This is a genomic window from Saccharopolyspora ipomoeae (assembly GCF_029952525.1).
In the GTDB taxonomy this organism is placed as follows: Bacteria; Actinomycetota; Actinomycetes; order Mycobacteriales; family Pseudonocardiaceae; genus Saccharopolyspora; species Saccharopolyspora ipomoeae.
The window spans coordinates 182,544-209,334 of the sequence record NZ_JASAOF010000005.1; the positions used below are offsets into that span (position 1 = coordinate 182,544).

At 70.6% G+C, this 26,791-nt stretch carries 23 protein-coding genes and 2 riboswitches; of the genes, 16 read left to right on the forward strand and 7 right to left on the reverse strand.

Translation table 11 applies throughout. The features are described from left to right. Positions 1-187: 187 nt before the first annotated feature. Positions 188-1,654, forward strand: coding sequence for a helix-turn-helix domain-containing protein (locus tag QFW96_RS11850; protein WP_281455755.1), 1,467 nt, complete (start codon positions 188-190; stop codon positions 1,652-1,654). Here the strand turns inward: QFW96_RS11850 and QFW96_RS11855 are convergent, their stop codons facing one another. Beyond that, positions 1,655-2,194: a TetR/AcrR family transcriptional regulator gene (locus tag QFW96_RS11855; protein ID WP_281455633.1), complete on the reverse strand. Its 540-nt coding sequence runs from the start codon at positions 2,192-2,194 to the stop codon at positions 1,655-1,657. A 132-nt stretch (positions 2,195-2,326) separates the two neighbouring features. On the opposite strand from QFW96_RS11855, the gene QFW96_RS11860 reads away from it, so the two are divergent. Beyond that, a complete protein-coding gene (locus QFW96_RS11860; RefSeq protein WP_281455634.1) occupies positions 2,327-3,898 on the forward strand; it encodes a GMC oxidoreductase in 1,572 nt (523 codons plus the stop codon). Between the two features lie 60 nt (positions 3,899-3,958). Here the strand turns inward: QFW96_RS11860 and QFW96_RS11865 are convergent, their stop codons facing one another. After that, the gene (locus QFW96_RS11865) at positions 3,959-4,990 is read right to left on the reverse strand and encodes an NADH:ubiquinone reductase (Na(+)-transporting) subunit F (RefSeq protein ID WP_281455635.1); all 1,032 of its coding nucleotides are present in this window, start codon (positions 4,988-4,990) and stop codon (positions 3,959-3,961) included. Beyond that, complete coding sequence (locus tag QFW96_RS11870; protein ID WP_281455636.1) at positions 4,990-6,210, reverse strand: cytochrome P450; 1,221 nt, start codon at positions 6,208-6,210, stop codon at positions 4,990-4,992. Before QFW96_RS11870 ends, QFW96_RS11865 begins: the two co-directional genes overlap by 1 nt. A 244-nt stretch (positions 6,211-6,454) precedes the next feature. On the opposite strand from QFW96_RS11870, the gene QFW96_RS11875 reads away from it, so the two are divergent. The 7 genes from QFW96_RS11875 (at position 6,455) to QFW96_RS11905 (ending at position 12,776) form a co-directional block, all read left to right on the forward strand. Further along, positions 6,455-7,411 (forward strand): AraC family transcriptional regulator, encoded by a 957-nt coding sequence (locus QFW96_RS11875; protein WP_281455637.1) that lies wholly within the window; start codon positions 6,455-6,457, stop codon positions 7,409-7,411. A gap of 44 nt (positions 7,412-7,455) precedes the next feature. Beyond that, positions 7,456-8,112: a GntR family transcriptional regulator gene (locus QFW96_RS11880; protein ID WP_281455638.1), complete on the forward strand. Its 657-nt coding sequence runs from the start codon at positions 7,456-7,458 to the stop codon at positions 8,110-8,112. Between the two features lie 317 nt (positions 8,113-8,429). Then, positions 8,430-9,767 (forward strand): MFS transporter, encoded by a 1,338-nt coding sequence (locus tag QFW96_RS11885; protein ID WP_281455639.1) that lies wholly within the window; start codon positions 8,430-8,432, stop codon positions 9,765-9,767. Beyond that, positions 9,760-10,587 (forward strand): transketolase, encoded by an 828-nt coding sequence (locus QFW96_RS11890; RefSeq protein ID WP_281455640.1) that lies wholly within the window; start codon positions 9,760-9,762, stop codon positions 10,585-10,587. Before QFW96_RS11885 ends, QFW96_RS11890 begins: the two co-directional genes overlap by 8 nt. After that, positions 10,584-11,573 carry a transketolase family protein gene (locus QFW96_RS11895; protein ID WP_281455641.1) on the forward strand — a complete coding sequence of 330 codons (990 nt, stop codon included), beginning with the start codon at positions 10,584-10,586 and terminating at the stop codon, positions 11,571-11,573. Before QFW96_RS11890 ends, QFW96_RS11895 begins: the two co-directional genes overlap by 4 nt. Positions 11,574-11,591: 18 nt before the next feature. Next, on the forward strand, positions 11,592-12,344 hold the full coding sequence (locus QFW96_RS11900; protein ID WP_281455642.1) for an SDR family NAD(P)-dependent oxidoreductase: 753 nt from the start codon (positions 11,592-11,594) through the stop codon (positions 12,342-12,344). Positions 12,345-12,398: 54 nt separating this feature from the next. Beyond that, positions 12,399-12,776 carry a hypothetical protein gene (locus QFW96_RS11905; RefSeq protein WP_281455643.1) on the forward strand — a complete coding sequence of 126 codons (378 nt, stop codon included), beginning with the start codon at positions 12,399-12,401 and terminating at the stop codon, positions 12,774-12,776. A gap of 9 nt (positions 12,777-12,785) precedes the next feature. Here QFW96_RS11905 and QFW96_RS11910 read toward each other — a convergent pair whose 3' ends face one another. Next, positions 12,786-13,232 (reverse strand): NUDIX hydrolase, encoded by a 447-nt coding sequence (locus QFW96_RS11910; protein WP_281455644.1) that lies wholly within the window; start codon positions 13,230-13,232, stop codon positions 12,786-12,788. 317 nt (positions 13,233-13,549) lie between these two features. Here QFW96_RS11910 and QFW96_RS11915 point away from each other — a divergent pair, with 317 nt between their 5' ends. Beyond that, positions 13,550-13,966 (forward strand): P-loop NTPase family protein, encoded by a 417-nt coding sequence (locus QFW96_RS11915; protein ID WP_281455645.1) that lies wholly within the window; start codon positions 13,550-13,552, stop codon positions 13,964-13,966. Between the two features lie 123 nt (positions 13,967-14,089). Then, positions 14,090-14,857, forward strand: coding sequence for a methyltransferase domain-containing protein (locus QFW96_RS11920; RefSeq protein WP_281455646.1), 768 nt, complete (start codon positions 14,090-14,092; stop codon positions 14,855-14,857). 123 nt (positions 14,858-14,980) lie between these two features. Here the strand turns inward: QFW96_RS11920 and QFW96_RS11925 are convergent, their stop codons facing one another. Next, positions 14,981-15,925: an SDR family oxidoreductase gene (locus QFW96_RS11925; protein ID WP_281455647.1), complete on the reverse strand. Its 945-nt coding sequence runs from the start codon at positions 15,923-15,925 to the stop codon at positions 14,981-14,983. A gap of 193 nt (positions 15,926-16,118) precedes the next feature. On the opposite strand from QFW96_RS11925, the gene QFW96_RS11930 reads away from it, so the two are divergent. Further along, the gene (locus QFW96_RS11930; protein WP_281455648.1) at positions 16,119-16,961 is read left to right on the forward strand and encodes a helix-turn-helix transcriptional regulator; all 843 of its coding nucleotides are present in this window, start codon (positions 16,119-16,121) and stop codon (positions 16,959-16,961) included. A 75-nt stretch (positions 16,962-17,036) separates the two neighbouring features. Here the strand turns inward: QFW96_RS11930 and QFW96_RS11935 are convergent, their stop codons facing one another. Beyond that, entirely contained in the window at positions 17,037-17,915 is an 879-nt protein-coding gene (locus QFW96_RS11935; RefSeq protein ID WP_281455649.1) for a sigma-70 family RNA polymerase sigma factor, read from the reverse strand. Positions 17,916-17,995: 80 nt separating this feature from the next. Between QFW96_RS11935 and QFW96_RS11940 the strand changes: the two genes are divergently transcribed. From QFW96_RS11940 to QFW96_RS11955, 4 genes are all read left to right on the forward strand, one after another. Beyond that, positions 17,996-18,382, forward strand: coding sequence for a VOC family protein (locus QFW96_RS11940; RefSeq protein ID WP_281455650.1), 387 nt, complete (start codon positions 17,996-17,998; stop codon positions 18,380-18,382). Between the two features lie 159 nt (positions 18,383-18,541). Then, a complete protein-coding gene (gene rox / locus QFW96_RS11945; protein WP_281455651.1) occupies positions 18,542-19,951 on the forward strand; it encodes a rifampin monooxygenase in 1,410 nt (469 codons plus the stop codon). Between the two features lie 60 nt (positions 19,952-20,011). Next, positions 20,012-20,267, forward strand: a riboswitch (cobalamin riboswitch). Between the two features lie 128 nt (positions 20,268-20,395). Then, positions 20,396-22,771 carry a ribonucleoside-diphosphate reductase subunit alpha gene (locus QFW96_RS11950; protein WP_425524747.1) on the forward strand — a complete coding sequence of 792 codons (2,376 nt, stop codon included), beginning with the start codon at positions 20,396-20,398 and terminating at the stop codon, positions 22,769-22,771. Between the two features lie 8 nt (positions 22,772-22,779). Beyond that, positions 22,780-23,856: a ribonucleotide-diphosphate reductase subunit beta gene (locus QFW96_RS11955; protein ID WP_281455652.1), complete on the forward strand. Its 1,077-nt coding sequence runs from the start codon at positions 22,780-22,782 to the stop codon at positions 23,854-23,856. 185 nt (positions 23,857-24,041) lie between these two features. Here QFW96_RS11955 and metE read toward each other — a convergent pair whose 3' ends face one another. Then, entirely contained in the window at positions 24,042-26,312 is a 2,271-nt protein-coding gene (gene metE, locus QFW96_RS11960; RefSeq protein WP_281455653.1) for a 5-methyltetrahydropteroyltriglutamate--homocysteine S-methyltransferase, read from the reverse strand. Between the two features lie 128 nt (positions 26,313-26,440). Then, a riboswitch (cobalamin riboswitch) is annotated at positions 26,441-26,703 on the reverse strand. Positions 26,704-26,791: the final 88 nt, after the last annotated feature.

Sequence of the window (26,791 nt, forward strand, 5' to 3'; positions counted from 1 at the left end):
ACGTTGCAACGAGGTTGCACCGGCCGTTGCGCCGATCGGCTGACTGACCGAACGGACGGTGTTGCGCCTGGTGGCGGGTGACGCCCTTGTCCCCGGGATCACGCGTGGTCATGATGTGCTCACGCGTCGACGAGGACGCAGGACTGGAGGCACGGTGCAGGCCGAGGAGGAGACCCCGACCGCGACGATGCTCGCCGACCCGCTGGAGTACGCGTCGCTGCTGGGCCGGGTGTGGGACGCCGTGCTGCGCGGGGACCGCGCTCCCCGCTCGCCGCGGACGCTGGTCTCGGAGTCCTGGCAGCGCTCGCTGGCCGCCGAGGTCGATCCCGACGCCTGCGAGGCACCCGTGGTCTGCGAGCGCGACGAGGTCCGCGACCTGCGCGACGAGCACCCCCTCCGGGCCGCGATCCCGGTGCTGCGCCAGACCGTCCTCGACGTCGCCGACGAGGCGATGCACGTGATGATCGTGACCGATCGCGACGGGCTGATCCTGTGGCGCGAGGGGCATTCCGAGGTGCAGCGCCGCGCCGACAAGGTGCGGCTGAGCGAGGGCACCCGGTGGGCCGAGGAGGCCATCGGCACCAACGCGATGGGAACGACGCTCGCGGTGGGCAAACCGGTGCAGATCTACTCCGCCGAGCACCTGGTGCGCACGTACCACGACTGGACCTGCGCGGCGAGCCCCATCCACGACCCCGACACGGGTGACGTGCTGGGATCTGTGGACATCAGCGGCCCGCTGCGCACCGTGCACCCGGCGATGGTGTCGCTGGTCAGCGCGGCGGCGCAGCTCGCCGAGAGCCACCTGCGGGCGCGGATGGCCGCTCGCGACGAGCAGCTGCGGGCTCGCAACATGCCGCACCTGCGGGCGCTGCGCGGCGAGGCCGGTGCGCTGCTGACCCGCACCGGGCGGGTGCTGGCGGTGGAGCCGGGGGCGGCGCTGCTGCCCGAGCGCGTCGACGTCACCGACGGCCGGATCACCCTGGCCGACGGGCGCGAGGCCGTGCTGGAGCGGCTCGCCGAGGGCTACCTGCTGCGGGTGCCGGGTTCGTCGACGACCCGCGCCCGCCCGCGTCCGGTGCTGTCGCTGTCGTTCCTGGACTCGGGTGGTCCGCGCGCGGTCCTCGACGGGCGCGAGGTCCCGCTGTCGTTGCGGCACGCGGAGATCCTGACGCTGCTGGCGATGCGCCCGGCCGGGCTCACCGCCGACAAGCTGGCGTTCCAGCTCTACGGCGAGCGCGGCAACCCGGTCACCGCCCGCGCCGAGATCCACCGGCTGCGCGCGCACCTGGGCGAGCACGTCATCGCCACCAAGCCCTACCGGCTGCAGGCCGCGGTCGACGCGGACTTCCTGACGGTGCGCCGCGCGCTGCACGACGGTGATCTGCGCACCGCATCGGAGGCCTACCGGGGGCCGCTGCTGGAGGCCAGCGAGGCCCCGGCGATCCGCGACGAGCGGGAGGAGCTGTTCGCCTCGCTGCGCAACGCCGTGCTCGACCGCGGCGACGTCGCGGCCCTGTGGGCGCTGTTCCGCGACCACCCCACCGACGACCTGGAGGTGCTGGGCCAGCTCGCCCACCGCCTGCCCCGCCACGACGCGCGGCGCCCGCTGGTGACCGCCCGCATGCAGCAGGTCCTCGCGGGCGAGGTCTGATCAGGCGCGCAGACCGGCGAGCATGACCTCGACGACGCGCTCGACGGACTCGATGCCGCCGACGGGCAGGTGCGAGGACACCGCGCCCTCGACCATCTCGCAGATCAGCGCCAGGTCGGTCGGCTGGACGTCGGCGCGGACCGCACCGGCCGCCTGGGCGCGGCGCAGGCCCGGGGTCAGGACGGCGAGCAGCTGGCGGACGTAGCGGCGCTGGTCGGCGGCCGGAAGCTCGCGGAACAGGCGCACCAGGGGGCGGCGGGAGATCTGCTCCTCGAACAACTCCGCCAACACCTCGACGAAGTCGGCGTCGGCGGTGTCCGCGACGAGTTCGCGCAGCATGTGCAGCTTGCTCTCGGCCACCGCGAGCCCGAGGGCGTAGCGGTCGGAGAAGTGCCGGTAGACGGTGGCGCGGCCGAGACCGGAGCGACGGGCGATCTCGCTGAGCTGCACGAGCTCGACGTCCTCGGTGAACGCCTCATCGGCCGCCTGCAGGATGACCTCGCGGTTGCGGCGCGCATCGGTTCGCCGAGAACTCAGCACCGCTCCCCTCCACAAGGCCACACGGAGCTCCAACCTACCCGCCAGTAGTGAGATCGTCGAGAAGTTCAATGTCTCGTTTTGGCTGCCTAAGCTCCGCGCCAGTCACCGCTGACCTGCCGTGGAGGTACCCGCATGCCCGAACTCAGCCGCCGCACCCTGCTCGCCGGAACCGCGGCCGCCGCCGGCCTCTCGCTGACCGGCCCGTACGCCAACGCCGCGAGCCGCGTGCCGCTGACCCGCGAGGAGCACCGCGTGGTGGTCATCGGTTCCGGGTTCGGCGGCGGCGTGACGGCGCTGCGGTTCGCCCAGGCCGGGATCCCGGTGCTCGTGCTCGAACGCGGCAAGCGCTGGCCGACCGGCCCGAACGCCGACACCTTCCCCACCCTGGCCTCGCCGGACAAGCGGTTCTTCTGGATGGGATCGGGCCCGTCGCTGTTCGGCATCGAGCCGCCGCCCTTCGAGCGCTACACCGGCCTGCTGGAGCGCGTGGCCGGCAACGGCATGGACATCATGTGCGCGGCCGGTGTCGGCGGGGGCTCGCTGCTCTACCAGGGCATGACGCTCCAGCCGACCGAAGAGGTCTTCAACGCCAACATGCCCGAGAAGCTCGACTACGCGCGGATGGACTCGGTCTACTACCGGCGCGTGTCCGAGATGCTGCGGATCGCGACCGCCCCGGACGAGCTGATCAACAGCGAGCCCTACAAGGCGCCGCGGATCTTCGCCCGCAACGCCCGCGCCGCCGGGTACTCGGTGGAGAAGATCCCGATGCCGATCGACTGGGACTACGCGCTGCGGGAGCTGCGCGGCGAGATGAAACCCTCCTACACCAACGGTGATTGCGCGTTCGGCGTGAACAACGGCGGCAAGCACTCGGTGGACGTCACCTACCTCGCGCAGGCCGAGGCCACCGGCAAGGTCACCGTCGCGCCCCAGCACAACGTCACCGAGGTCGCCCGGACCCGCGACGGGCGCTGGGAGGTGCACGTCGACCGCATCGCCAACGACGGCACCGCGCTGGAGCAGAAGATCATCACCACTCCGGCGCTGGTGATGGCGGCGGGAACCGCGGGCACCACCCGGCTGCTGATGCGCGCCGCCGCCAAGGACCAGATCCGCGACATGCCCGACGGTCTGGGCTCCAACTGGGGTTCCAACGGCGACCGGATCTACACCTGGACCAACTTCGAGGACGACTTCGGCACGCCGCAGGGCGGCCCGGTCGTCTACGGCAGCAAGGAGTGGGACGACCCGACGCTGGCCAACACCGTCATCCAGGCGTCGATCCCGCCGCTGCCGAACCTGCGCACCACGATGCTCGTCGGCTACGGCGTGAGCTCCGGGCGCGGCCGGTTCGTCTACGACTCCGCGGAGGACGACGCGGTGCTGGACTGGCCGTCGCAGGCGGATTCGACGCTGGCCGAGCGCGTCGACCAGCGCGTGGCCGAGGTCGCGGGCAACGGTTCGGTGCGGCTGGACACGACGTCGCTGGTGCCCAACACCTGGCACCCGCTGGGCGGTGCGTCGATGAACGTGGTGTGCGACCTGGCCGGGCGGGTGAAGGGCCAGCGGGGCCTCTACGTGCTCGACGGTGCGCTCATGCCCGGCAACACCGCGGCCTGCAACCCGTCGATGACCATCGCGGCGGTGGCCGAGCGCGCCACCGACGAGCTGCTCGCCCAGGACGCGGGCACCGTGTTCTGATGATTCCCGCCCCGCGCCACTCCTGGTGGCCGCGCCACTCCCGGTGGCGCGGGGCGGTTCTCACCGGTGCGAGGCGTCGAGGAACTCCTCGCGGAAGATCTTGCGCGGAGCCATCCTCCGGCGCTTGAGCGCCTTGACCCCCGCCTCGATCATCCCCGGCGGCCCGCACAGGTAGGCGCTGAGACCGCGGCAGGACTGGAAGTCGGCGAGCACCACGTCGGTCACCAGACCCGTGGCGCCGTCCCAGTCCTCTTCGGACAGGCACGGCCGGTACCCGAAGTGCGGGTGCTCGCGGGCCAGCTCCTCGAAGAACTCCACGTCGTAGAGGTCCTGCCTGCTGCGACCTCCGTGGTAGAGGTGCAGTTCCGGCGCGAGGTCGTGGTCCAGGGCGTGCCGCACGATGGACTTCAGCGGCGCCAGACCCGTTCCCCCGGCGATGAGGATCGCCGGTTCGTCCTGCGCCACCGGCATCCCGAAGTCCCCGAGCGGGCCCTTGAGCTCGATGCGCTCCCCCACCGCCAGTCCGGCGAACACCCAGCCGTCGGTGGCGATCCCGCCCGGCGTGCGCCGGACGTGGAACTCCAGCCGCGAGGTCTCCGACGGCGGGTTCGCCATCGAGTACTGCCGCGCCACACCGGTTCCCGGCACGACGATCTCGGCGTACTGGCCGGGGTTGAACGACATCGGCTCGTCGAGCTCCACGACCAGCCGCCGGATGTCGCGGGCGATGTCGTCGAGCACCACCACGGTCCCGGAGTGATCGCGCAGCGGGTGCCGCGGGATGCCGTCGTCGGGATCGACCTGCTCGACCGGTTCCAGCACCAGCGCCGAGCGCGGCGTGGCCTGGCAGCCCAGGGCGATCCCGGCCTCGCGCTCCTCGGGCGTGAGGGTGTACTCGGAGGAGTCGCGGTGGTCGACCTCGCCGGAGAGCACCTTCATCTTGCAGCTGCCGCAGGTCCCCTGCGTGCAGGAGTGCGGCAACCAGATGTCGTCGCGCAGGCAGGACTCCAGGATCGATTGCCCCGCAGCGCATCTCGTCGAGCGGTCCAGCGGGTCGATGCGGACCTCGTGGGTCGTCTCCGTCGCGGTCATCACACCTCCCAGACGGCGCGCAGCTCGATCGGGCCGCGGAAGCCCCAGCCCCAGAAGTCGACCTCGTGGTCGGCGTCGGGCTCCAGGTTCGGGATGGCCTCGAACAGCTCCTCCAGCGCGATCCGCACGACCTCGGTCGCGAAGTACGTTCCCGCGCAGGCGTGCTTGCCCGCGCCGAAGGCCAGGTTCGGCACCGGCGTGCGGTCCAGGTCGAACGCCGCCGGGGACGAGTAGTCGTTCTCGTCGTGGTTGGCCGAGCCGTAGGACATCATCACCACCGACCCGGCGGGCAGCTCGATGCCGTCGATGACCATGTCCCGGTGGTTGCGCCGCGCCACCGCCGACCAGATCGGCGAGGTCCAGCGCACGCCCTCGGTGATGGCCCGGCGCACCAGCGACGGGTCGTCGACGACCCGTTCCAGCTGGTCCGGCCGCGTGAACAGGCCCGCGATGGTGGAGGCCATCGCGTGCCCGGGCTCCTGCATCGCACCGAGCAGGAACACGAACACGTTGGGGTAGATCACCTCGCGGTCGCGGACCTGGCCGGGCGGCATGCCGTCGTGCAGCCAGTGCGACAGGGCGCTGTCGTCGGGTTCGACGGTCCACTTGTCCAGCAGCGGGTCGATCACCGCGCGGATCTCGGCCTTGGCCTCGTCACCGGGCGTGAAACCCTCGGGGTTGGCCCAGTCGCCGTTCTCGTCGACACCGGCGTTGGTGAACGAGACGCTCAGCTTGCGGAACCACTCGCGCAGCTTGTCCGAGCTCACCGACTGCAGCCCCATCAGGTCACCGAGGCTGCGCACGCTGACCGGCTCGCAGAACTGCGACACCAGGTCGGCCTGGCCGTCGTCCTCGATGGCCTCCAGGTAGCGCCGCGCGATCGGGCGCGCCAGGGCGTCGACGTAGCGGTCGACCTCGCTGGGCTGCAGGCCCGGGTCGACCATCGCGCGCAGGTCGTCGTGCTCGGCACCGTTGGCGTCCAGCACCGCGGGGTCGCCGAAGGTGCGGCGCCCCGCGGGGGCGATGACGCCCTCGAAGTCGCTGTCGTCGGTGCCCGCGATCCGCTTGCACATCTCCTTCGTGGAGGCCACCCAGCAGCCCAGCGCCGGGACGTAGGCCAGCGGGGCCTCGGCGCGCAGCCGCCCGTAGAACGGGTACGGATCGCGCTCCAGCTCCTCCATCGTCACGTCCGCGATCCAGTTCGGGGTCGTCATCGTCATCGCAGGTCCTCCATCGCTCGTCGCTGAGCCGTCGTCTTCCGGGAACTCACGCAGCCGATCCGGGATCGCCGTCCGGGCGGTGTGCAGGAAAAACATCACGGATCACGGGGAGCGGTCGAGCCGCTGGGCGCGATGCCGGGACGGATTGCGCGGCGAAATCGCCGTTCACCCGCCGGAGCGCTTAACCCGCGCGCCTCCGCCCGGTTTAATCCCCCCAGAGCCGGCTCAACGACGAGGAGGCGAGATGGCGACCAGCACGTCGGCGGAGTCCGTCCGCCGGGCGGCGACGCGCGACTGGGGCGAGGCGATCCGCGCCGTCACCGGCGCGTACTTCCCGCACGAGCTGCGCCCGCTCACGCCCACCGACCGGCTCGACCTGGCCATGCACACCGTGGACCTGGGGCCGGTGACGGTCGGGCGGATCGGCTGGGGCGTGGACGTGGCCATCGACTGCGCCTATCCCGACGCCTACGAGGTCAACATGCCGCTGGGCGGGTGCCTGGAGTCGCGGCACGGCCGCGACCAGGTCGTCTCCGGCGAGGGCTGCGGCACGATCTTCCCGCCGAACCGCCTCACGCCGATCACCCGCTGGTCGGCGGAGTGCACCGTGGTCGGGGTGAAGTTCGACCGCGCCGGACTGGAGCGGGAGGCCGACCGGGTGCTGGCGGCTCCGCTGCCCGGCGGCCTGGAGCTGCCCGCGCAGATCGACCGGAGCAGCGCCGCCACCCGGGGCTGGCTGCACTTCGTCCGCACGCTCACCGCGGACCTGGCCGAGACCCAGGCGATGTTGTGCGACGACGTCCTCAAGCGGCAGCTGTCGAGCACGATCATGACGGGATTCCTGCTGGCCGTGCACCCGGATCGGCGCAGCGTTGCGCCCGCGCGCCCGCGCATCGTCAACCGCGTCCTGGACCGGCTGCGCGACGACCCGGCGCACGCCTGGACCGCCGCCGAGATGGCCGAGATCGCCGGGGTCAGCGTCCGCCGGTTGCAGGAGGGCTTCCAGGAGTACGTCGGCGCGACGCCCTCGACGTGCCTCCGCGACATCCGCCTCACCCGCGCTCACGAGGACCTCCTCGCGTCGAACGCGTCCACGGTCGCCGAGGTCGCCGCCCGCTGGAACTTCACCAACACCGGCCGCTTCGCCGCCGCCTACCGCGCCAAGTACGGCTGCTCGCCCTCCGCAACGCTGCAGAGTTAGGCGTCACGCGCGTTGACTGTCGACAGACCACTATCATCGCTTCCGTGACCGAGGAAGCTTTGCGCAGTCTGGATCGGATGACCTTGCGGGAGCGGGCGCTGGTGGCGCTGCGCGAGGCGATCCTGACCGGGCGGTACGGACCGGGCGATCACCTGGGCGAGGTGGAGATCGCCTCGCAGCTGTCGATCAGCCGCGGCACGGTCCGCGAGGCGCTGCGCCACCTCCAGCAGGAAGGCCTGGTCACGCCCGGTGTGCGCGGGATGCTGCGGGTGCGCAGCCTGTCCGCCGCCGAGATCGACGAGCTGTTCCGGGTGCGCTGCGCGCTGGAGGGCCAGGCGGTCGCCGAGATCGTCGAGTCCGACGGGCTGCCGCAGATCGTCACCGAGCTCAACGCCTCGCTGGACAAGCTCGAAGCGGCGACCGGCGACCTCGCCGAGCAGCTGGAGGCCGACCTGGCCTTCCACGCGCAGCTGTGCGCGCTGTCGGGCAACTCGATCCTGCTCGACACCTGGCGCCACCTGGAGGGGCCGATCCGGGTCGTGGTGATGAGCGCGTCCACCGAGAATCGCCGCTTCCCCATGTCGGCGGGCCACCACCGGCCGATAGTCGAGGCCATCGAGCGCGGCGACGCGGAGACGGCCGTGCGGGTGCTGCGCGAGCACATGAAGAGCGCGGTCGAACGGCTCAACAGCAAGGTCTAGAGACAGTTTAAGAATTGCTTTGCTTAGCGGTGCGGGTAGCAGAACCTGATCGGCTCCGTGGACTCCGTGCGCCGCTCCTTGAGTATGCCAATACGAGGCGTCCCGGCGTACTCGCCACGAAGCCGATCAGAACCTGCGGCGGTGCAGGTGTCTTAGGCGGTGGAAGAGAATGCGGCTCCGCCGCATCGCTCAACAGCGCCTAGCCCTCCCGCGGGTCTGAGAACCCGTCCTTGACACCTCCCCGACCGGACTTATGATGACTGTCAACATTGACTGTTGACACTCAACACTCAGCCACCCGGTCAAGGAGGATCGCGATGGCAAGCTCCACCGCTCGGGCGTCGATCGACGGCAGCCCGGACAAGTTCAGGGTCGCCGTCGGCTGCGGCGTCGGCGCGACCATCGAGACCTACGACTTCATCGGCTTCGGCACCGCCGCGGCCCTCTACTTCGGCGACGCGTTCTTCCCCGACTCCGACCCGCTGTCGGCGTCGCTGATGTCGTTCGCGACCCTCGGCGTCGGCTTCGCCGCGCGCCCGCTCGGCGGCATCATCGCCGGTCACCTGGGCGACCGGATCGGCCGCAAGCCGGTGCTGGTGTCCTCGCTCCTGCTGATGGGCATCGCCACGGTGCTCATCGGCTGCCTGCCCACCTACCAGCAGGTCGGCGTGTGGGCACCGGTGCTGCTGGTGGCCGTGCGCATCGTGCAGGGCCTGGCCTTCGGGGCCGAGTGGGGCGGCGCGATCCTTATGACCTTCGAGCACGCGCCCTGGCGCCGACGAGGTCTCTACACCGGGATCACCCAGGCCGGATTCCCCGTCGGACTGCTGCTGGCCAACCTGGCGTTCCTGTCCAGCGCCGGGCTCGACGGGACCCTGACCTGGCGGATCCCGTTCCTGCTCTCGGCGGTGCTGATCGTGGTCGGCATCCTGATCCGGCTCAAGATCGACGAGTCGCCGGAGTTCGAAGAGCTCAAGGACTCCGGCGAGGTCGCCCGCAACCCGATCATGCAGGTGCTGCGCGACGACTGGCGCAACGTGCTGCGCACGTTCTGCCTGCGCGTGGTCGAGACCGCCGGCTACGCGGTGTCGGTGACGTTCATGCTCACCTACCTCAAGCTCGGCAGCGCGCCCACCGAGGGATCGCTGAGCCTGCTCGCGCTGACCACGGCCGCCGGGATCGGCATCGCCGCCACCACGCTGTGGGGCCACTTCTCGGACGTCTTCGGCAGGCGCCCGGTCTACCTGCTGGGCTGCGTCATCGCGGTGGCCTGGGGCGTGCCGATGTTCCTGCTGACCAACACCGGTTCCGCGGTGCTGATCGTGGTGGCCTTCGTGATCAGCTACGCGATCTGCCAGAACTCGCTGGCCGGGGTGCAGGGCGCCTGGTTCTCGGAGCTGTTCGAGACCAAGACCCGCACGGCCGGTGCGTCGCTGGCCTACCAGATCTCCGCCGTCGTCTCGGGTTTCACGCCGATGATCGCCACCGCCCTCTACGGCCAGTTCGGCTGGACCGGACCGGCGCTGCTGTTCAGCGGGTACGGCGTGCTGGGCCTGGTCGCCGCGGTGCTCACCCGCGAGACGTGGGGTCCGAAGCAGAAGGCGGAGGTCGACGCCCTGGAGCGCGCCGCCACGAAGGAGGAAGCAGTTGTCTGATCGAACGCGGCGGATCGCGGAGTCCGCGCGCCGCATCCGCAAGAACGCCCTGGACATGGGCGAGCTGCAGGGGCAGGGCTACATCGCTCAGGCGCTCGGCGTCGCCGACCTGCTGGCCGTGATGTACGCCGACCAGCTGCGGCTCCGCCCGCAGGACCCGGAATGGGAGGAGCGCGACCGGTTCCTGCTGTCCATCGGCCACTACGCGATCGCGCTGTACGCGGCGCTGGCCGAGGCCGGCGTGATCGACGTCGACGAGCTGCAGACCTACGCCACCGACGACTCGCGGCTGCCGATGTCGGGCATGGCCAGCTACACGCCGGGCATGGAGATCTCCGGCGGCTCGCTCGGGCACGGCCTGGGCGTGGCCGTGGGCATGTCGATCGGGTTGCGGCACAAGGGGAATCCGGCGCGGGTCTACAACCTGCTCTCGGACGGCGAGCTGGACGAGGGCTCCACCTGGGAGGCCGCGCTGGCCGCCTCGCACCACGGCCTCGACAACCTCATCGCGCTGGTGGACGTCAACGCGCTGCAGGCCGACGGGCCGACGGTCGACGTGCTGCGCACCGAGCCGATCCAGGCCAAGTGGGAGGCGTTCGGCTGGAACGCGGTGCGTGTCAACGGGAACGACGTCGACGCGCTGGTGACCGCGCTCGACGGGCTGCGGGAGCACCGGGGTTCGCCGTCGGTGCTGATCTGCGACACGCAGGTCGGACGCGGCGTCCCGTTCCTGGAAGCCCGGGAGAAGGCGCACTTCATGCGGGTCGAACCGCACGAGTGGCAACTGGCACGCGACCACCTGCAGGAGGCCGGGGCATGACGACCGCGACCAAGAAGGCCACCACGTCGGCGATGATCGCCTCGTTCGCCGACGAGGGCCAGAAGACCACCAAGGCCCCGTTCGGCCACGCGCTCGCCGAGCTCGGCGAGGAGCGCCAGGACGTCGTCGGGCTCTCGGCCGACCTGGCCAAGTACACCGACATGCACGTCTTCCGGGAAGCCTTCCCGGACCGGTTCTTCCAGATGGGCATGGCCGAGCAGGCGCTGCTGGCCGCTGCGGCGGGGATGGCCGAGGTGGGGCTGACGCCGTTCGCCTCGACCTACTCGGTGTTCGCCACGCGACGGGCCTACGACTTCCTGTGCCTGGACATCGCCGAACCGGGCCTGAACGTCAACGTCATCGGCGGGCTGCCGGGCCTGACCACCGGCTACGGCCCGAGCCACCAGGCCACCGAGGACATCGCGATCCTGCGCGGCATCCCGGGCCTGACGATCGTGGACCCGTGCGACTCGGTGGACATCGAGCAGGCGGTGCCGCAGCTGGCCGACTCCCCCGGGCCGACCTACCTGCGGCTGCTGCGCGGCGCGGTGCCCACGGTCCTCGACGAGTACGACTACCGGTTCCAGCTGGGCAAGGCCGCCGAGCTGCGCACCGGCCGGGACGTGCTGATGATCTCCAGCGGGCTGATGACGATGCGCGCCCTGTCGGCGGCCGCCGAGCTGGCCGAGGACGGCGTGGACGTGGCGGTGCTGCACGCCCCGACCATCAAACCCTTCGACACGCAGGCGGTCCTGTCCGCCGTCGGCAGGGGACGGCTGGTGGTGACGCTGGAGAACCACACGGTCGTCGGCGGCCTGGCCGAGTCGGTGGCGTCCTGCCTGGCCTTCAACGGCGTCGGCGAGCGGATCGTGCCGATCGGGCTGCCGGACGAGTTCCTGGCCGCCGGCGCGCTGCCGACGCTGCACGACCGCTACGGCCTGTCGGTACCGCAGATCAAGAAGCGCGTCCTCGCCGAACTCGGCTGATCTCACCTGGGAGAGAAGATGAATCGCACAGCCATCATCACGGGCGCGGGGTCGCCTCGCGGCATCGGGCAGGGCATCGCGCACGCGCTGGCCGCGCAGGGCTGGAACATCGCCGTCCTCGACATCGACGAGGTCAGCGCCAAGGCGGTCGCCGACGCCGTCGCCGAGGCGCACGGGGTGTCGGCGGTCGGCGCGGTCTGCGACGTCACCGACAAGGCCGCCGTGGACGCGGCGGTGTCCACCGTGGAGTCGTCGCTGCCGGAGATCGGGGCGCTGGTCAACAACGCGGGCATCACCTCACCGGTGCCGTTCGTGGAGGTCTCCGACGAGGAGTGGGACCGGGTCTTCGAGGTCAACGTCCGGGGCAGCTACCTGATGACCAAGCGGGTCGTCGACGGCATGGTCTCGCGCGGTTTCGGCCGCATCGTGAACCTCTCGTCGGTCTCGGCGGAGCGCGGCGGCGGCGTGTTCGGCGGTGTCGCCTACTCGGCGGCCAAGGCCGGTCTGCTCGGGTTCTCCCGCGCCCTGGCCCGCGAGCTGGGCCCGTCCGGCGTCACCGTGAACTCGGTGGCCCCGGGCCTGATCGACACCGACATCACGGCGGGCAAGCTCGACCCGGAGCGCAAGGCCGCCATGATCGCCGACATCCCGACCCGCCGCGCAGGTCAGGTCTCCGACGTCGCCGACGTCATCGCCTTCCTGTGCCGCCCGGAGTCGAGCTACCTCACCGGTGTCACCTACGACATCAACGGCGGCTCGCACATCCACTGACCCGTGCGGTGGGTCCGCGCGAGGGCGCGGACCCACCGCTGGGACACTTCCCCGGTGCGCAAGACACTCCCGATCATCGCCTCGGCGGTGGCTCTGCCGGCCGCGATCCTGATCCTGGGCCCCTCGATCACGGTGCGCACCGAAGTCCTGCACCACGAGTCCTCCGGAGAAGCGGGCGTCACCTACGAGCACTCGGGCGCCCGGTGGTCCAGCGACCTCTACCTGGTGGAGCTCCGCACCATCACGGGCACGAGCTACGAACTCCGGCTCGGCCCGAACGCCGCCGAGCACTACTACCCGGTCGAGCTCTCCTTCGGCGCCGAACCTCCCGCCATCCGCGACGTGACCTGGCTCCCCGACTCCGTCGCGCTCACCTTCACCAGCGGAGAAGCGCTCCGCGTCCCGGCGAGCAACTTCCGAAGCGTCCGGTGACGCCGGACTTCACCCGTTCCCGGCCTGCGGCCAGCCGATGATGCCGAACGGGCGGGCCTCGCGGTAGGCGTGCAGGCCTGCTGCCGGGTAGGCGATGATGTCGGTCGGCAGGTCGTCGACCCGGAACCACGCCAGCTCGTAGCACTTGTCTGGTTCGCGGTTCTCCGGTTCGCCTTGCCAAGCGAGAACTTCGAAGAAGACGCCGAGCCTGGGTTCGACGCCCGGTGCGGTCGCGTGCAGGGTGTGGACGTGTCGCAGACCGGCGACGTCGATGCGGACGCCGACCTCCTCCCACGCCTCGCGGATCGCGGCCTCCACCAACGACTCCCCCGCGTCGAGCTTGCCCGACGGCAGGTGCCACATGCCGTCGCCGCAGCTCCCCCGCCTGCGGCTGAGCAGCACGGACCCGTCGCGCACCAGAATCACGTGCGCATCAACGATCGTCCGATGGACCACGACCCGATCACCCCACACCTCGCACCCACGCAATGCCGATCTCAGGGGAGATCAGAACACGGAACTCGGCTCAGGTCGTGGAACCCGGGCTATGTCATCGGGTGCGATGTTGGTCGCCTCCGCTACGGTGCCGGCGTGGAGTAGGAATCGATCTCGCGCGTGACCCGTCGGCCGAGCACTGCGTCGCGCCGGGACCGCGCGCATGACGACCGAAGCTGAAAGCACTCGGCTCGTGGTGCTGCCGGGGCCGTCCGGGGCCGGGAAGTCCTCGGTCGCGCGGGAACTGCGGCGACGGGTGGGCCGCGGGGTGGGCTCTGGTGGAGCAGGACTACATGCGGCGGATCGTGCTGCGGGAGCACGATCCGCCTCGGGCCGCGAACATCGAGTTGCTCTCGCGCACCGCGAGGTTCGCCCTGGACCGCGGCTTCCACGTCATCCTCAAGGGCATCATGTCCGCTCGCCGGTACGGCGAGATGCTCAGCGGCCTCCACCTCGACCACGCCGGTCGGAGCTTCTTCTACTACCTCGACGTCAGCTGGACCGAGACGGTGCGGCGGCATTCCACGCGACCGCAGTTCAAGGAGTTCGGAGTGGAGGACATGCGCGGCTGGTTCGGTGATGCCGGACCGTTGGACGCGGTCCCCGAAACGCGCATAGCGGAGAGCTCAACGCTGGAGGAGACCGTCGCGCGCATCCGCGCGGAGGCGTTTGCGTGCCAGTCCGGCGCTCGCTGACACCCCTCCTGCTTCAACCCTCAAGACAGTTAGGTAAGCCTACGCTATTCTCTGGTCATGTCTGGTTCACCGTCCACCACACCATCGAGCCCGCGACTGGGTGAGGGCCTTTCGCTCCGGAGGATGCCCGCGCACTGGATGCTCGGGCGACTCGGCAAACGGGTCATGCGCCCGGGCGGGTTCGGCCCTTCCCAGCGGATGATCGACAAACTCGGGATCGGTCCAGAGGACGACGTGGTGGAGATGTGGCCTGGGCTGGGACGCACCACCGCGCTCGCCCTCGCCGGGAACCCGCGCTCCTACGTGGGCATCGAACGCGGAGAAGCGGAAGCAGCCCGCGCCCGGGCGGCCTTGACCACTGCGCAGCAGGAATGCCGAGTCGCGCCCGTGCACAGCACGGGACTCGCCGACCGCAGCGCCTCGGTGCTCTACGGCGAAGCGCTGCTCACCCTGGAACCCGCCAGCCGCAAGGTCCAGATCGTCGCCGAGGCCGCCCGCCTGCTGCGTTCGCACGGCCGCTACGGCATCCACGAACTGCTCCTCACCCCCGACGGGCTCACCGAAGCCGCCAAGTCCGAGATCCAGGCCACCCTGTCCAAGGTCCTGCGCGTCGGCGCGCGCCCGCTCACCCGCACCGAGTGGCACCAACTCCTAGACGAGGGCGGATTCACCCCGCACGCCGAGGAAACCTGCCCACTGCTGCTGCTCGACCCCAGGACCGTGGTCGCCGACGAAGGTGTCAGCGGCACCGCAGGAATCCTGGCCCGCTCATTAGCCCATCCCCACGTGCTCCCCCGGCTCGCCAGGATCTGGCGAACCTTCCACCGCTACCGCGATCACCTCGGCGCGATCACCCTCGTCGCCCAACGATCAACAGCGAACTCGCGTTAGGCGCAGGGCTCCCAGGCAACGCGCGGACCAGCAACGCACCCGACGACACCGACTCCTCACACCCTGTCAAACCCGACGTCTCGACGGCCGCCGCAAGCCTGGTACTGGAATCCCGCCCGCTCATCAGCCGTTGGGGATCGGAGTTCCGGTGAGTTCTTCGGAGACCTGCCACAAGCGGCGGGCTTCGTCGGTGCTGCGAAGGCTCGGGTAGAGCGCCTGCGCTCCGGGCGGGCCGCCCATGCGCCCCGGCCAGCTGGGACCGTAGAACCCACCGCGCTCGGCTGCGGGAGAGGTGGCGGCGTGGAGGGCGGAAAGCTGTGCGGTGCGGACCGTCCCGACCAGGATGCCGCGGGCGGACAGGGCGCGAATCAGGCGCACGCCCAGTGTGTCCCGGGAGCGTCCGACCTCGGGACGTGCGGCGAGCAGACTCGTCGGAGCCACCCCGGGATGGGAGAGGTTGCTCGTGATGCCCCAGCCGTGGGCTCGGCTGCACCGGTCGAGTTCGAGGCCGAAGAGCCCGAACGCGATCTTGGACTGGCGGTAGGCCTTCATGCCGTCGTAGCCGCGCTCCCAGTTCAGGTCGTCCCAGTTGATCGCTCCCCGCCTGGCCGCGACGCTGACCTGCGAGGTCACCTGCGCCCGGCCGGCGCGCAGCAGCGGCAGCAGGTGGGCCACCAGGGCGAAGTGGCCGAGGTGGTTGGTGCCGAACTGCAGCTCGAACCCGTCGGACGTCGTCTGCCGATCGGGCGGGGTCATGACCCCGGCGTTGTTGATGAGCAGGTGGATCGGCCGTCCCTCGGCTCGCAGCGTCTCACCGAGCGCTGCGACGGAGGAGAGCGAGGACAGGTCGAGCTCGCGGAGCGAGACCTCAGCGCGAGGTGCCGACCGACGGATCGTGGTGATCGCCGCCGCGCCCTTGCCCGGGTTGCGAACGGGCAGGAGCACCTCGGCCCCGGCCGCGGCGAGCCTCGTGGCGATGCCGAGGCCGATCCCGTCGCTCGCGCCGGTGACGACGGCGCGCTTGCCGGACAGGTCGGGGACGGTGATGTCGATGGGCGTGCGCGGCATGTTCCCACTCCTGGAAGTCCGTGTTGTCGCCTCCACCGTCGTGGAAGACACCGGCGCCGTGCAGGGATTCTCGATCCGCTGATCAGCAAGTCCACTGATCGGAGCCTCGACCACCGCCGCGGCCCGGGCAACTCGGCAAGGGCGGATCGACGATCCGTGGCTGCCGGGGTGCGCGAGCGGTAGAAACGTGCGCATGACCATCGATCGGGCAGGGCTGGCGGAGTTCCTCCGGCGCCGCCGCGAGTCCCTGCAACCCGAGGACGTCGGTCTGCCTCGCGGACAACGCCGCCGGACTCGCGGGCTGCGGCGGGAGGAGGTGGCCGCGCTGTGCCACATGTCGACCGACTACTACGCGCGCCTCGAACGGGAACGCGGGCCTCGGACGTCCGAGCAGATGATCGCCTCCATCGCGCAAGGACTCCACCTCTCCCTCGACGAGCGCGACCACCTGTTCCGGCTCGCCGGGCACGTCCCGCCCGCTCGGGGCGTGGACAGCGAGCACATCAGCCCCGGTCTGCTGCGCGTCCTCGACCGGCTGGACGACACGCCCGCGGAGATCGTCACCGAGCTCGGCGAGACGCTCCGGCAGACGCGGTTGGGCGTCGCGCTCACCGGTGATCTCACCGGATTCAGCGGCCCGGCGCGCAGCATCGGGTACCGGTGGTTCACCGACCCCGGGACGCGGTGTCGCTACGCCCCGGAGGAGCACGAGTTCCTCACGCGCGTGTTCGTCTCCGGGCTGCGCGCGGTGGCCACGCTGCGGGGGCCGGGTTCCCGCGCCGCGCACTACGCCGAACTGCTGCTGGCCGAGAGCGAGGAGTTCCGGCAGGTGTGGGAGGAGCACGAGATCGGCATCCGCCCCAGGGAGGTCAAGCACTTCATCCACCCCGAGGTCGGCGCGTTGGAGCTGACCTGCCAGACGCTGCTCGACCCGGACCAGTCGCACTCCCTGCTCGTCTACACCGCCGTTCCCGGCAGCGAGAGCCACGAGAAATTGCGGTTGCTGTCCGTCCTGGGCTCGGAAGCCCTGCGCTGAGCGGCGCTGATCAGCTACCGGAAAGTCCGCTCCGGACGGAACCGCGGGATGCCCAAGCCCGTCACGGCACGGCCCTCACCAGCGGAACCGCACGACCCCCGCGGTCAGTCGCTGCACCCGTTCGGCGTCGCGGATGCCGTCGATCTCCACGATGCGACCGCCCACCACGGTGAAGGCCATGATCGACACCGGGCGGCCGGACCGGGCGGTGACCACGCCGGGCAGGCCGTTGACGAGCACCGGGTGGATTTCGGCGCCGCGACTCGCCCCGGACTGCCGGGCGATGTGCTCAGCGCCTCGATACACCGCAGGCCGCCGCCGGCCGCCGTAATCGGCGCGGAAGACGACGTCGGGGTCGAGCAGCCGCACCAGCTCGGCGAAGTCGCCGCCTGCAGCCGCGGCGAAGAACGCGTCCACCACCGCGCGCTGCCTGGCGTCGTCCTCGTCGGGGGCGGGTGGAGCCGCACCTCGGACGCGTCGCCGCGCACGACTCGCGAGCTGCCTGGCCGCCGCAGGGGTGCGGTCCACCAGCGGCGCGACCTCGTCGAAGGGCACCTCGAACATGTCGTGCAGCACGAAGGCCAACCGCTCGGCCGGGCTGAGCGACTCCAGCACCACCAGCAGCGCGAGGCTGACCGAGTCGGCGAGCAGCGCCTTCTGCTCCGGATCATCGCCGTCGGCCGAGACCACGGGGTCGGGCAGCGGGGTGTCGCCGAGCTCTTCACGGCGACGCCGACGTGAGCGCAGCAGGTGCAGCGCTTCGCGCGCGACGACCGTGGTCAACCAGCCACCGAGATTGCCGATGTCGCCGGGCTCCGCGCGGCTCAGCGGCAGCCAGGCGTTCTGCACCGCGTCCTCCGCGTCGCTCACCGACCCGAGCATCCGGTAGGCCACCGCGCGAAGTCGCGGCCGGTGCTGCTCGAACCGCTGAGCGAGCTGGTCGTCTCCCGCCACCTGTCACACCGTCCCTCCGGCCGGGCTCATCAGGGTGAGCCCACCGGTCCACAGGATGTGACGACGAGGGAGGAACGGCCATGTCCGACAACGCCAGTGATTTCGTCAGCGTCAGGTACATGGTCGATGACGTCGACGAGGCCATCGACTTCTACACCGGCCATCTCGGCTTCACCGTCCGGAACGACTTCGCGCCGGCGTTCGCCGACGTCACCCGGGGAAACCTCCGGCTGCTGCTGAGCGGTCCGGCAAGTTCAGCCGGGCGGCCGATGCCGGACGGCGCGGTCCCCGGGCCAGGCGGGTGGAACCGGATCCACCTCATCGTCGATGATCTCGCTGCCGAGGTGGATCGGCTGCGCGCGGAAGGCGTCGATTTCCGCAACGAGATCGTCCGCGGTCCAGGCGGCCGGCAGGTCCTGCTGCGAGATCCGTCGGGCAACGTGCTGGAGCTGTTCCAGACCCGCTGAGGCGCAGGGCAGAAGTCGGCGGTGTTCTCCCCGCCGTGTTCAACATATAGCGCACCCCGGGGCTTGCGGCAAGGCCCCGGGGGTGGTGCAAACTCCCTTGAGCATGACCCGTGACCTGCGGATATGAGTGTTCGCGGCGCGGTTGGCCTGGGGGTTTTCGTGACTGATGCGATCGTGGTGGGGGCTGGGCCCACCGGGTTGATGCTGGCCGCCGAGCTGCGGCTGCGCGGAGTGGGCGTGGTCGTGGTCGAGGAGGCCGCCGAACCCACCGGTTTCGTGCGGGCGCTGGGGTTGCACGTGCGCAGCATCGAGATCCTGGACCAGCGCGGGTTGCTGGAGCGGTTCCTGGACGAGGGGACGAAGTACCCGCTCGGGGGCTTCTTCGCGGCGATCTCCGCGCCCGCGCCCACCGAGTTGGACACCGCGCACGGGTACGTGCTGGGCATCCCGCAGACCACCACCGAGCGGCTGCTGGCCGAGCGGGCCCTGGAGCTCGACGTGGATCTGCGGCGCGGGTGCGGGCTGGTGGGGCTCGCCCAGGACTCCGACGGGGTCACGGCCGAGCTCGCCGACGGCTCCGAGCTGCGGGGACGCTTCCTGGTCGGGTGCGACGGCGGGCGCAGCACCGTGCGCAAGCTGTGCGGGATCGGTTTCCCCGGCGAGCCGTCGCGGGCGGACACGCTGCTGGCCGAGGTGAAGGCGACCGCCTCCCCGGAGGAGATGGCGGCGGTGACGGCCGAGGTGCGGGAGACGCAGAAGCGGTTCGGGATCGGTCCGCTCGACGACGGGTGGTGCCGAGTGGTCGTGCCCGCCGCGGGTGTGGCCACCGCACCACCGGAGCTCGACGAGCTGCGGAGTCGGCTGGTCGCCGTCGCGGGCAGCGACTTCGGCGTCCACTCCCCGCGCCGCCTCGCGCGGTTCGGCGATGCCACCCGCCAGGCCGAGCGGTACCGGTCGGGCCGGGTGCTGCTGGCCGGCGACGCCGCGCACGTCCACCCCCCGGTCGGCGGCCAGGGCCTGAACCTGGGGCTGCAGGACGCCTTCAACCTGGGTTGGAAGCTCGCCGCCGAGCTCGCCGGGTGGGCTCCGGACGACCTGCTCGACACCTACCAGGACGAGCGGCACCCGGTGGCCGCCGACGTCCTGGACAACACGCGGGCGCAGATGCAGCTGATGGCCACCGACCCCGGATCGAGGGCGGTGCGGCGGCTGGTGGCGGAGCTGATGGAGTTCGACGTGGTCGCCCGGCACCTGACGGAGAAGATCATCGCGACCGAGGTGCGCTACGACCTCGGCGACGAGAACCCCTTGGTGGGCAAGCGGATGCGAGACCTGACGCTGCGCGGTGGCCGCCTCTACGAGCGGATGCACGCCGGGCGCGGGCTGCTGCTCGACCAGACCGGCGGATTGTCGGTGGAGGGCTGGGAGGACCGGGTCGATCACGTCGTCGACGTCGCGGAGGAGCTGGACTCCCCCGCCGTCCTGCTGCGTCCGGACGGGCACGTGGCGTGGGCCGGGGACGATCGCGGCGAGCTCGCCGAGCGGTTGGAGCGGTGGTTCGGGAAGTGACTCATTTCTCGCTCCGACACGCCCATGTTGGTGTTGGACGTCGCCTCAGACCCCACATGTAGAGTGTCGCTCGCTGGTGGTTCACCGGGCCCGCGCGGGTCCGGTGTGGCAACAGGGAACCCGGTGCGAATCCGGGACTGCCCCGCAGCGGTGAACGGGAACGACCGCCGTCATCACGCACTGAGCCCCTCGGGTTCGGGAAGCGACGGTTAGTAGGACCGGTCTCGTGGTGGGGAAGTTTTCATGAAAACTTCCCCGCCCCGAACGAGACCGGACGCCCGTGAGTCCGAAGACCTGCCATCGGCGCGCGCACGACCGTGCGCGCCGTCCGGGACCTCGCGGGAGGGTCCACGCGGACATGCGACGAGCGCTGCCGTCGCGTCCTCGCGTGCTGTCGCCGCCGGTTCCGGGCACGACTTCCGAGCTCGCGAGGAGAGAGTCCCGGTGACCGACACCGCACTGTCCGAACCCATTCCGCTCACCCGGGCGTCCACCGTGGTCGAGCAGGCCTGCGCGGGGCTCGTCGACGTGGACCCGTCGGCGGTGCTCACCGAGGTCGAGCGCAACATCTACCCCGGGATCGGCGAGGCCGAGCTGAGCGAAGCGCTCATCATGTCCGCGCGCACGCTCGTGGAGTCCGAGCCGAACTACTCCCGGGTCACCGCGCGGCTGCTGCTGGACAAGCTGCGCGGCGAAGCGCTCAGCCACCTGGCCGGAACGCCGCGGCAGGCCGACCAGGACCAGATGCGCGACGACTACGCCGCCTACTTCGCCGACTACGTGCGGCACGGCATCGACCTGGGCCGGCTGGACCCGGAGCTGGCGCGCTTCGACCTGCCGCGCCTGGGCGCGGCGCTGGAGGCCGAGCGCGACCTGGCCTTCGACTTCCTGGGGCTGCAGACCCTCTACGACCGGTACTTCCTGCACGACGGCGGCACCCGCTTCGAGCTGCCGCAGGCGTTCTTCATGCGGGTCGCGATGGGCCTGGCGCTGCGCGAGGACGACCGCGACGCGCGGGCCGTCGAGTTCTACCGGTTGCTGTCGTCGTTCGACTTCATGGCCTCCACGCCCACGCTGTTCAACTCCGGGACCACCCGGCCGCAGCTGTCCTCGTGCTTCCTGACCACTGTGGACGACGACCTGCAGTCGATCTTCAGCTCGTACCGGAACAACGCGCTGCTGGCCAAGTACTCCGGTGGCCTGGGCAACGACTGGACGCCGGTGCGCGGCATCGGCGCGCACATCCACGGCACCAACGGCGAGTCGCAGGGCGTGGTGCCGTTCCTCAAGATCGCCAACGACACGGCGGTGGCGGTCAACCAGGGCGGCAAGCGCAAGGGCGCGGTGTGCGCCTACCTGGAGACCTGGCACATCGACGTCGAGGAGTTCCTCGACCTGCGCAAGAACACCGGTGACGACCGGCGGCGCACCCACGACATGAACACCGCGAACTGGGTGCCCGACGAGTTCCTGCACCGCGTCGAGGCCGACGAGTCCTGGACCCTGTTCTCCCCGGACGAGACCCCTGACCTGCACGACCTCTACGGCGAGGAGTTCGCCGAGCGCTACCGCGCCTACGAGGCCGCGGCCGATCGCGGCGAGATCCGGGTGTTCCGGCGGGTGCGCGCGGTGGAGCTGTGGCGGCGGATGCTGACCATGCTGTTCGAGACCGGGCACCCGTGGATCACCTTCAAGGACCCGTGCAACCTGCGCTCGCCGCAGCGGCACACCGGCGTGGTGCACTCGTCGAACCTGTGCACCGAGATCACCCTGAACACCGCCGCCGACGAGGTCGCGGTGTGCAACCTGGGGTCGGTGAACCTCGCCCGGCACGTCACCGCCGAGGGGCTCGACCGCGACCGGCTGGCCGCGACCGTGCGCACGGCGGTGCGGATGCTGGACAACGTGATCGACATCAACTTCTACACGATCCCGGAGGCGGAGCGGTCCAACTCCCGGCACCGGCCGGTCGGGCTCGGGCTGATGGGCTTCTCCGACGCGCTGCTCGCCCAGCGGATCCCGATGTCCTCGCCGGAGGCGGTGGAGTTCGCCGACCGCAGCATGGAGGAGATCAGCTACCACGCGATCGCGGCCTCCAGCGCTCTCGCCGAGGAGCGGGGGCGCTACGAGACCTTCGACGGATCGCTGTGGAGCCGGGGCGTGCTGCCGATCGACTCGCAGGAGTTCCTGCGCCCCTCGCGCGAACTGGACGGTTCGTCCGCTCTGGACTGGGACGCGCTGCGGGAACGCGTGCGCGACAACGGGATGCGCAACTCCAACGTGATGGCGATCGCGCCGACCGCGACCATCGCCAACATCTGCGGAGTCGGGCAGTCGATCGAACCGCTGTACCGCAACCTCTACGTCAAGTCGAACATGTCCGGTGACTTCACCGTTGTCAACCCGCACCTGGTGGCCGACCTCAAGCGCGCCGGGCTGTGGGACGAGGCGATGGTGGCGGACCTGAAGTTCTTCGACGGCTCGCTGGGACCGATCGACCGGATCCCCGACGAGCTGAAGTCCCTCTACGCCACGGCCTTCGAGATCGAGCCGCGGTGGCTGGTCGAGGCCGCGGCGCGGCGGCAGAAGTGGATCGACCAGGCCCAGTCGCTGAACCTGTACCTGGCCACGCCCAGCGGCCGCAAGCTCGACGAGCTCTACCGGCTGGCCTGGCGCAAGGGCCTCAAGACCACCTACTACCTGCGCTCCTCCAGCGCCACCCACGTGGAGAAGTCCACGCTGCGCGGAACCGACGGCAAGCTCAACGCCGTCCCGGCCGCCTGCTCGGTGGAGGACCCGGAATGCGAGGCATGCCAGTGACTTCCCAGATGAGCACCACGACCGGCCCGAGCACCACGACCGGATTGGGCGCCATCGACCGCGACGGCGGACGCGTCGACGTCACCGACAAGGCGATGATCAACTCCCGGGCGGACGTCAACCAGCTGCTGCCGCTGAAGTACGGCTGGGCGTGGGACAAGTACCTGTCGGGGTGCAACAACCACTGGATGCCCACCGAGGTGTCGATGCAGGCCGACATCGCGCTGTGGAAGTCCCGCGACGGGCTCACCGACGACGAGCGCACCATGCTCAAGCGCAACCTCGGGTTCTTCGCGACTGCGGAATCGCTGGTGGCCAACAACATCGTGCTCGCGGTGTACCGCCACCTGACCAACCCGGAGTGCCGGCAGTACCTGCTGCGGCAGGCCTTCGAGGAGGCCGTGCACACCCACACGTTCCAGTACATCTGCGAGAGCCTGGGGCTGGACGAGGGCGAGCTGTTCAACGCCTACCGGGAGGTCCCGTCGATCGCCGACAAGGACGCGTGGGCGCTGCGCTACACCCAGAACCTGGAGAACCCGGACTTCGCGACCGGGACGCCGGAAGCCGACCAGGCGTTCCTGCGGGACCTCATCGCGTTCTACGTGATCTTCGAGGGCATGTGGTTCTACACCGGGTTCGCGCAGATCCTGTCGCTGGGCAGGCGGAACAAGATGGTCGGGATCGCCGAGCAGTACCAGTACATCCTGCGCGACGAGTCGATCCACCTGAACTTCGGGATCGACTGCATCAACCAGATCAAGCTGGAGAACCCGCACCTGTGGACCCCGGAGTTCCAGCAGGAGGCCCGCACGATGCTGCGCGAGGCGTGCGAGCTGGAGAACGCCTACGGCCGGGACACCATGCCGCGCGGGATGCTCGGGCTCAACGCCGAGCTGTGCGAGCAGTACATGCACTTCATCACCAACCGCCGCTGCGCCCAGCTCGGCCTGGAACCGGTCTTCCCCGAGACGGACAACCCCTTCCCCTGGATGTCGGAAACGATGGACCTCAAGAAGGAGAAGAACTTCTTCGAAACCCGGGTCACCGAGTACCAGTCGGGCGCGGCGCTGAGCTGGGACTGACCGCCGCGGCGGGACCGTTGGTCACCAGGTGACGGTTTTAGCCATAATTGACCGGGCATAACGGACATTGATCATGGGTGATTACGGCTAAAACCGTCCACTTGCAACGACCGTTGTCACCGTGAGCCGCCGCCGGGGCCCGGGGGCGAGCCTTTGATCAGGCTCGCCCCCGGTTTCCGGGGTGGTCAGGCTCGGAGGCGGTGGGCCGCCTCCGCCATGTTGCGGAGGGCACGTTCGACCTCGGCGTAGTCGCGCGTCTTGAGACCGCAGTCGGGGTTGACCCACAGGCGTTCGGCCGGAACGGCCTGCACAGCGGTCTTGAGCAGCTCGGCCATCTCCTCGACACCGGGAACGCGGGGCGAGTGGATGTCGTAGACGCCCGGGCCCACGCCCCGGTCGAAGCCGACCTCGTTGAGGTCGGCGAGGACCTCCATGCGGGAGCGGGCCGCCTCGATGCTGGTGACGTCGGCGTCGAGGGCCACGATCGCGTCGATGACGTCGCCGAACTCCGAGTAGCACAGGTGGGTGTGGATCTGCGTCGCCTCCGCCACCCCGGACGTCGCGAGCCGGAACGACTCCACCGCCCAGTCCAGGTAGGCCGAGCGCTGGTCGGCGCGCAGCGGGAGGAGTTCGCGCAGCGCGGGTTCGTCGACCTGCACCACGCGGATCCCGGCGGCCTCCAGGTCGCGGACCTCGTCGCGGACGGCCAGCGCGACCTGGCGCGCGGTGTCGGCCTGCGGCTGGTCGTCGCGCACGAACGACCACGCCAGGATCGTCACCGGGCCGGTGAGCATGCCCTTGACGGGCTTGTCGGTGAGCCGCTGCGCGTGCTCGGCCCACTCCACGGTCATCGGTTCCGGCCGCCACACGTCGCCGAACAGGATCGGCGGCCGGACGCAGCGGGAACCGTAGGACTGCACCCAGCCGTGATCGGTGGTGGCGAAGCCTTCGAGCTGCTCCGCGAAGTACTGGACCATGTCGTTGCGCTCGGGTTCGCCGTGCACGAGCACGTCGAGCCCGAGGTCCTCCTGCAGCGCGATGACCCGCTCGACCTCGTCGCGCATCCGCTGCCGGTAGGTGGCCTGGTCGATGCGCCCTGCCCGCAGCGCCGCGCGGGCCTTGCGGACGTCGGTGGTCTGCGGGAAGGAGCCGATCGTGGTGGTCGGCAGCGGCGGCAGCCGCAACGACTTCTCCTGCGCGGCTTGCCGTTCCGGGTAGTCCGCGCGCCGCGAGTCGCCCGGCCGGAGCGAGTCGAGCCTGGCGCGGACGCGATTGTTGCGGACCCGCTCGGCCGCGGCCCGGTCGGCGATGGCGGCGCGCGCGTCGGCGAGCTCGGCGTCGACGACGTCCCGCCCCTCCCGCAGGGCGAGGCCGAGGGTGACGACCTCGCGGACCTTCTGCGCTGCGAACGACAACCACGGTTTGACCTGCGGATCCAGGCTTGGTTCGGCGTCGACGTCGTAGGGCACGTGCAGCAGCGGGCACGAGGTGCCCAGGGCGAGCTCGTCGGCCGAACCGAGCAGCGTGGCCGCGGTGGTCAGGCACCGGTCGAGATCGGCGCGCCAGACGTTGCGGCCGTCGACCACGCCCGCGACCAGGACCTTGTCCCGCAGCCCGGTGGTGGCCACGACGTTGTCCTGAGTGGACGGATCGGTGACGAGGTCGACCGCGATGCCCTCGACGGGCGTCGAGGCGAGCACCCCGAGCGCGTCTCCGGGATCGCCGAAGTAGCAGGCGGACAGGATCGCGGGCCGTTCGGTCAGGTCGCCGAGCCGCCGGTAGGTGTTGCGCAGCGCGTCGAGCTCCCCCGGCGTCCGGTCGGCGGCCAGGGCGGGCTCGTCGAGCTGCACCCACTCCGCCCCCGCGCGGTGCAGCTCACCGAGCAGGCCCTCGTAGGCGTCGGTGAGCTCGGCGAGCTTGTCGAGCGGGTCGAAACCCTCCACCGCGGGCTTGCTGAGCAGCAGGAACGTCAACGGCCCCACCAGGACCGGCCGGGTCTCGACGCCCAGCTTCCGGGCCTCCCGGAACTGCTCGACGACGGTGGTGTCGGTGAGCGCGAAGCGCGTGTCCGGGCCGATCTCGGGCACCAGGTAGTGGTAGTTGGTGTCGAACCACTTCGTCATCTCCAGCGGCGGCACCGCCTCGGTGCCGCGCGCCATCGCGAAGTAGGTGTCCAGCGCACCGAGTCCCAGCTCGACGTAGCGGGGTGGGACGGCGCCGAAGGTGACGGCGGTGTCCAGGACCTGGTCGTAGTAGGAGAACGTGGTGCCCGGCACCGAGTCGAGGCCGGCCTGGGCCAGCTCCCGCCAGGTGTTCTCCCGCAGCGTGCGCGCGACCTCGCGCAGTTCCGCCTCGTCGCTGCGCCCGGCCCAGTAGGACTCCAGGGCGCGCTTGAGCTCCCGGTTCGGGCCGATCCGGGGATATCCGAGGACGGTGGATCCGATCTTGCTGGTCAACGCTCTCTCCTCGCGAGCTCGACTTCGACGGTCGAGGTCCTCGCGACAGGCGCGCCGACCCGCGGGCGCACCTCGCCCACCGGTCGTCCGCCAGGTCCTCCCGCGAGACCTCGGACCAGCGCGCGCCGGCGGCGCGCGCACCGATGGCAGGTATTCGGACTCGCGGGCAACCGTCGGCGTGTCGGGGGGAAGTTTTCATGAAAACTTCCCCCACCCACCGAACGGACCTACTGGCCGTCGCTTCCCAGGCCGCGAGGCCCAGTGCTCATGACGGCGGTCGTTCCCGCTCACCGCTGCGGGGCAGTCCCGGATTCGCACCGGGTTCCCTCTTGCCTCGCCCGAACCGCGCTCAGCGCAACCGCCCGGACGAACCACCAGCGCCCCCAGCCTATCCGGACGCGACCCGCTGACAACCCCGTTCCCGAGCCCCGGGCCCCCGACACGCGAGCTGAGCACCGGTTCGCCGCGCGAGGAGATCC

What these genes read in the sequence shown, in the direction of transcription:
- QFW96_RS11850 (WP_281455755.1), top strand. Translation starts at nt 188, where the DNA reads ATGCTCGCCGACCCGCTGGAGTACGCGTCGCTGCTGGGCCGGGTGTGG.
- QFW96_RS11860 (WP_281455634.1), top strand. Translation starts at nt 2,327, where the DNA reads ATGCCCGAACTCAGCCGCCGCACCCTGCTCGCCGGAACCGCGGCCGCC.
- QFW96_RS11865 (WP_281455635.1), bottom strand. Translation starts at nt 4,990, where the DNA reads ATGACCGCGACGGAGACGACCCACGAGGTCCGCATCGACCCGCTGGAC.
- QFW96_RS11870 (WP_281455636.1), bottom strand. Translation starts at nt 6,210, where the DNA reads ATGACGATGACGACCCCGAACTGGATCGCGGACGTGACGATGGAGGAG.
- QFW96_RS11875 (WP_281455637.1), top strand. Translation starts at nt 6,455, where the DNA reads ATGGCGACCAGCACGTCGGCGGAGTCCGTCCGCCGGGCGGCGACGCGC.
- QFW96_RS11885 (WP_281455639.1), top strand. Translation starts at nt 8,430, where the DNA reads ATGGCAAGCTCCACCGCTCGGGCGTCGATCGACGGCAGCCCGGACAAG.
- QFW96_RS11895 (WP_281455641.1), top strand. Translation starts at nt 10,584, where the DNA reads ATGACGACCGCGACCAAGAAGGCCACCACGTCGGCGATGATCGCCTCG.
- QFW96_RS11900 (WP_281455642.1), top strand. Translation starts at nt 11,592, where the DNA reads ATGAATCGCACAGCCATCATCACGGGCGCGGGGTCGCCTCGCGGCATC.
- QFW96_RS11920 (WP_281455646.1), top strand. Translation starts at nt 14,090, where the DNA reads ATGCCCGCGCACTGGATGCTCGGGCGACTCGGCAAACGGGTCATGCGC.
- QFW96_RS11925 (WP_281455647.1), bottom strand. Translation starts at nt 15,925, where the DNA reads ATGCCGCGCACGCCCATCGACATCACCGTCCCCGACCTGTCCGGCAAG.
- QFW96_RS11930 (WP_281455648.1), top strand. Translation starts at nt 16,119, where the DNA reads ATGACCATCGATCGGGCAGGGCTGGCGGAGTTCCTCCGGCGCCGCCGC.
- QFW96_RS11940 (WP_281455650.1), top strand. Translation starts at nt 17,996, where the DNA reads ATGTCCGACAACGCCAGTGATTTCGTCAGCGTCAGGTACATGGTCGAT.
- QFW96_RS11955 (WP_281455652.1), top strand. Translation starts at nt 22,780, where the DNA reads ATGAGCACCACGACCGGCCCGAGCACCACGACCGGATTGGGCGCCATC.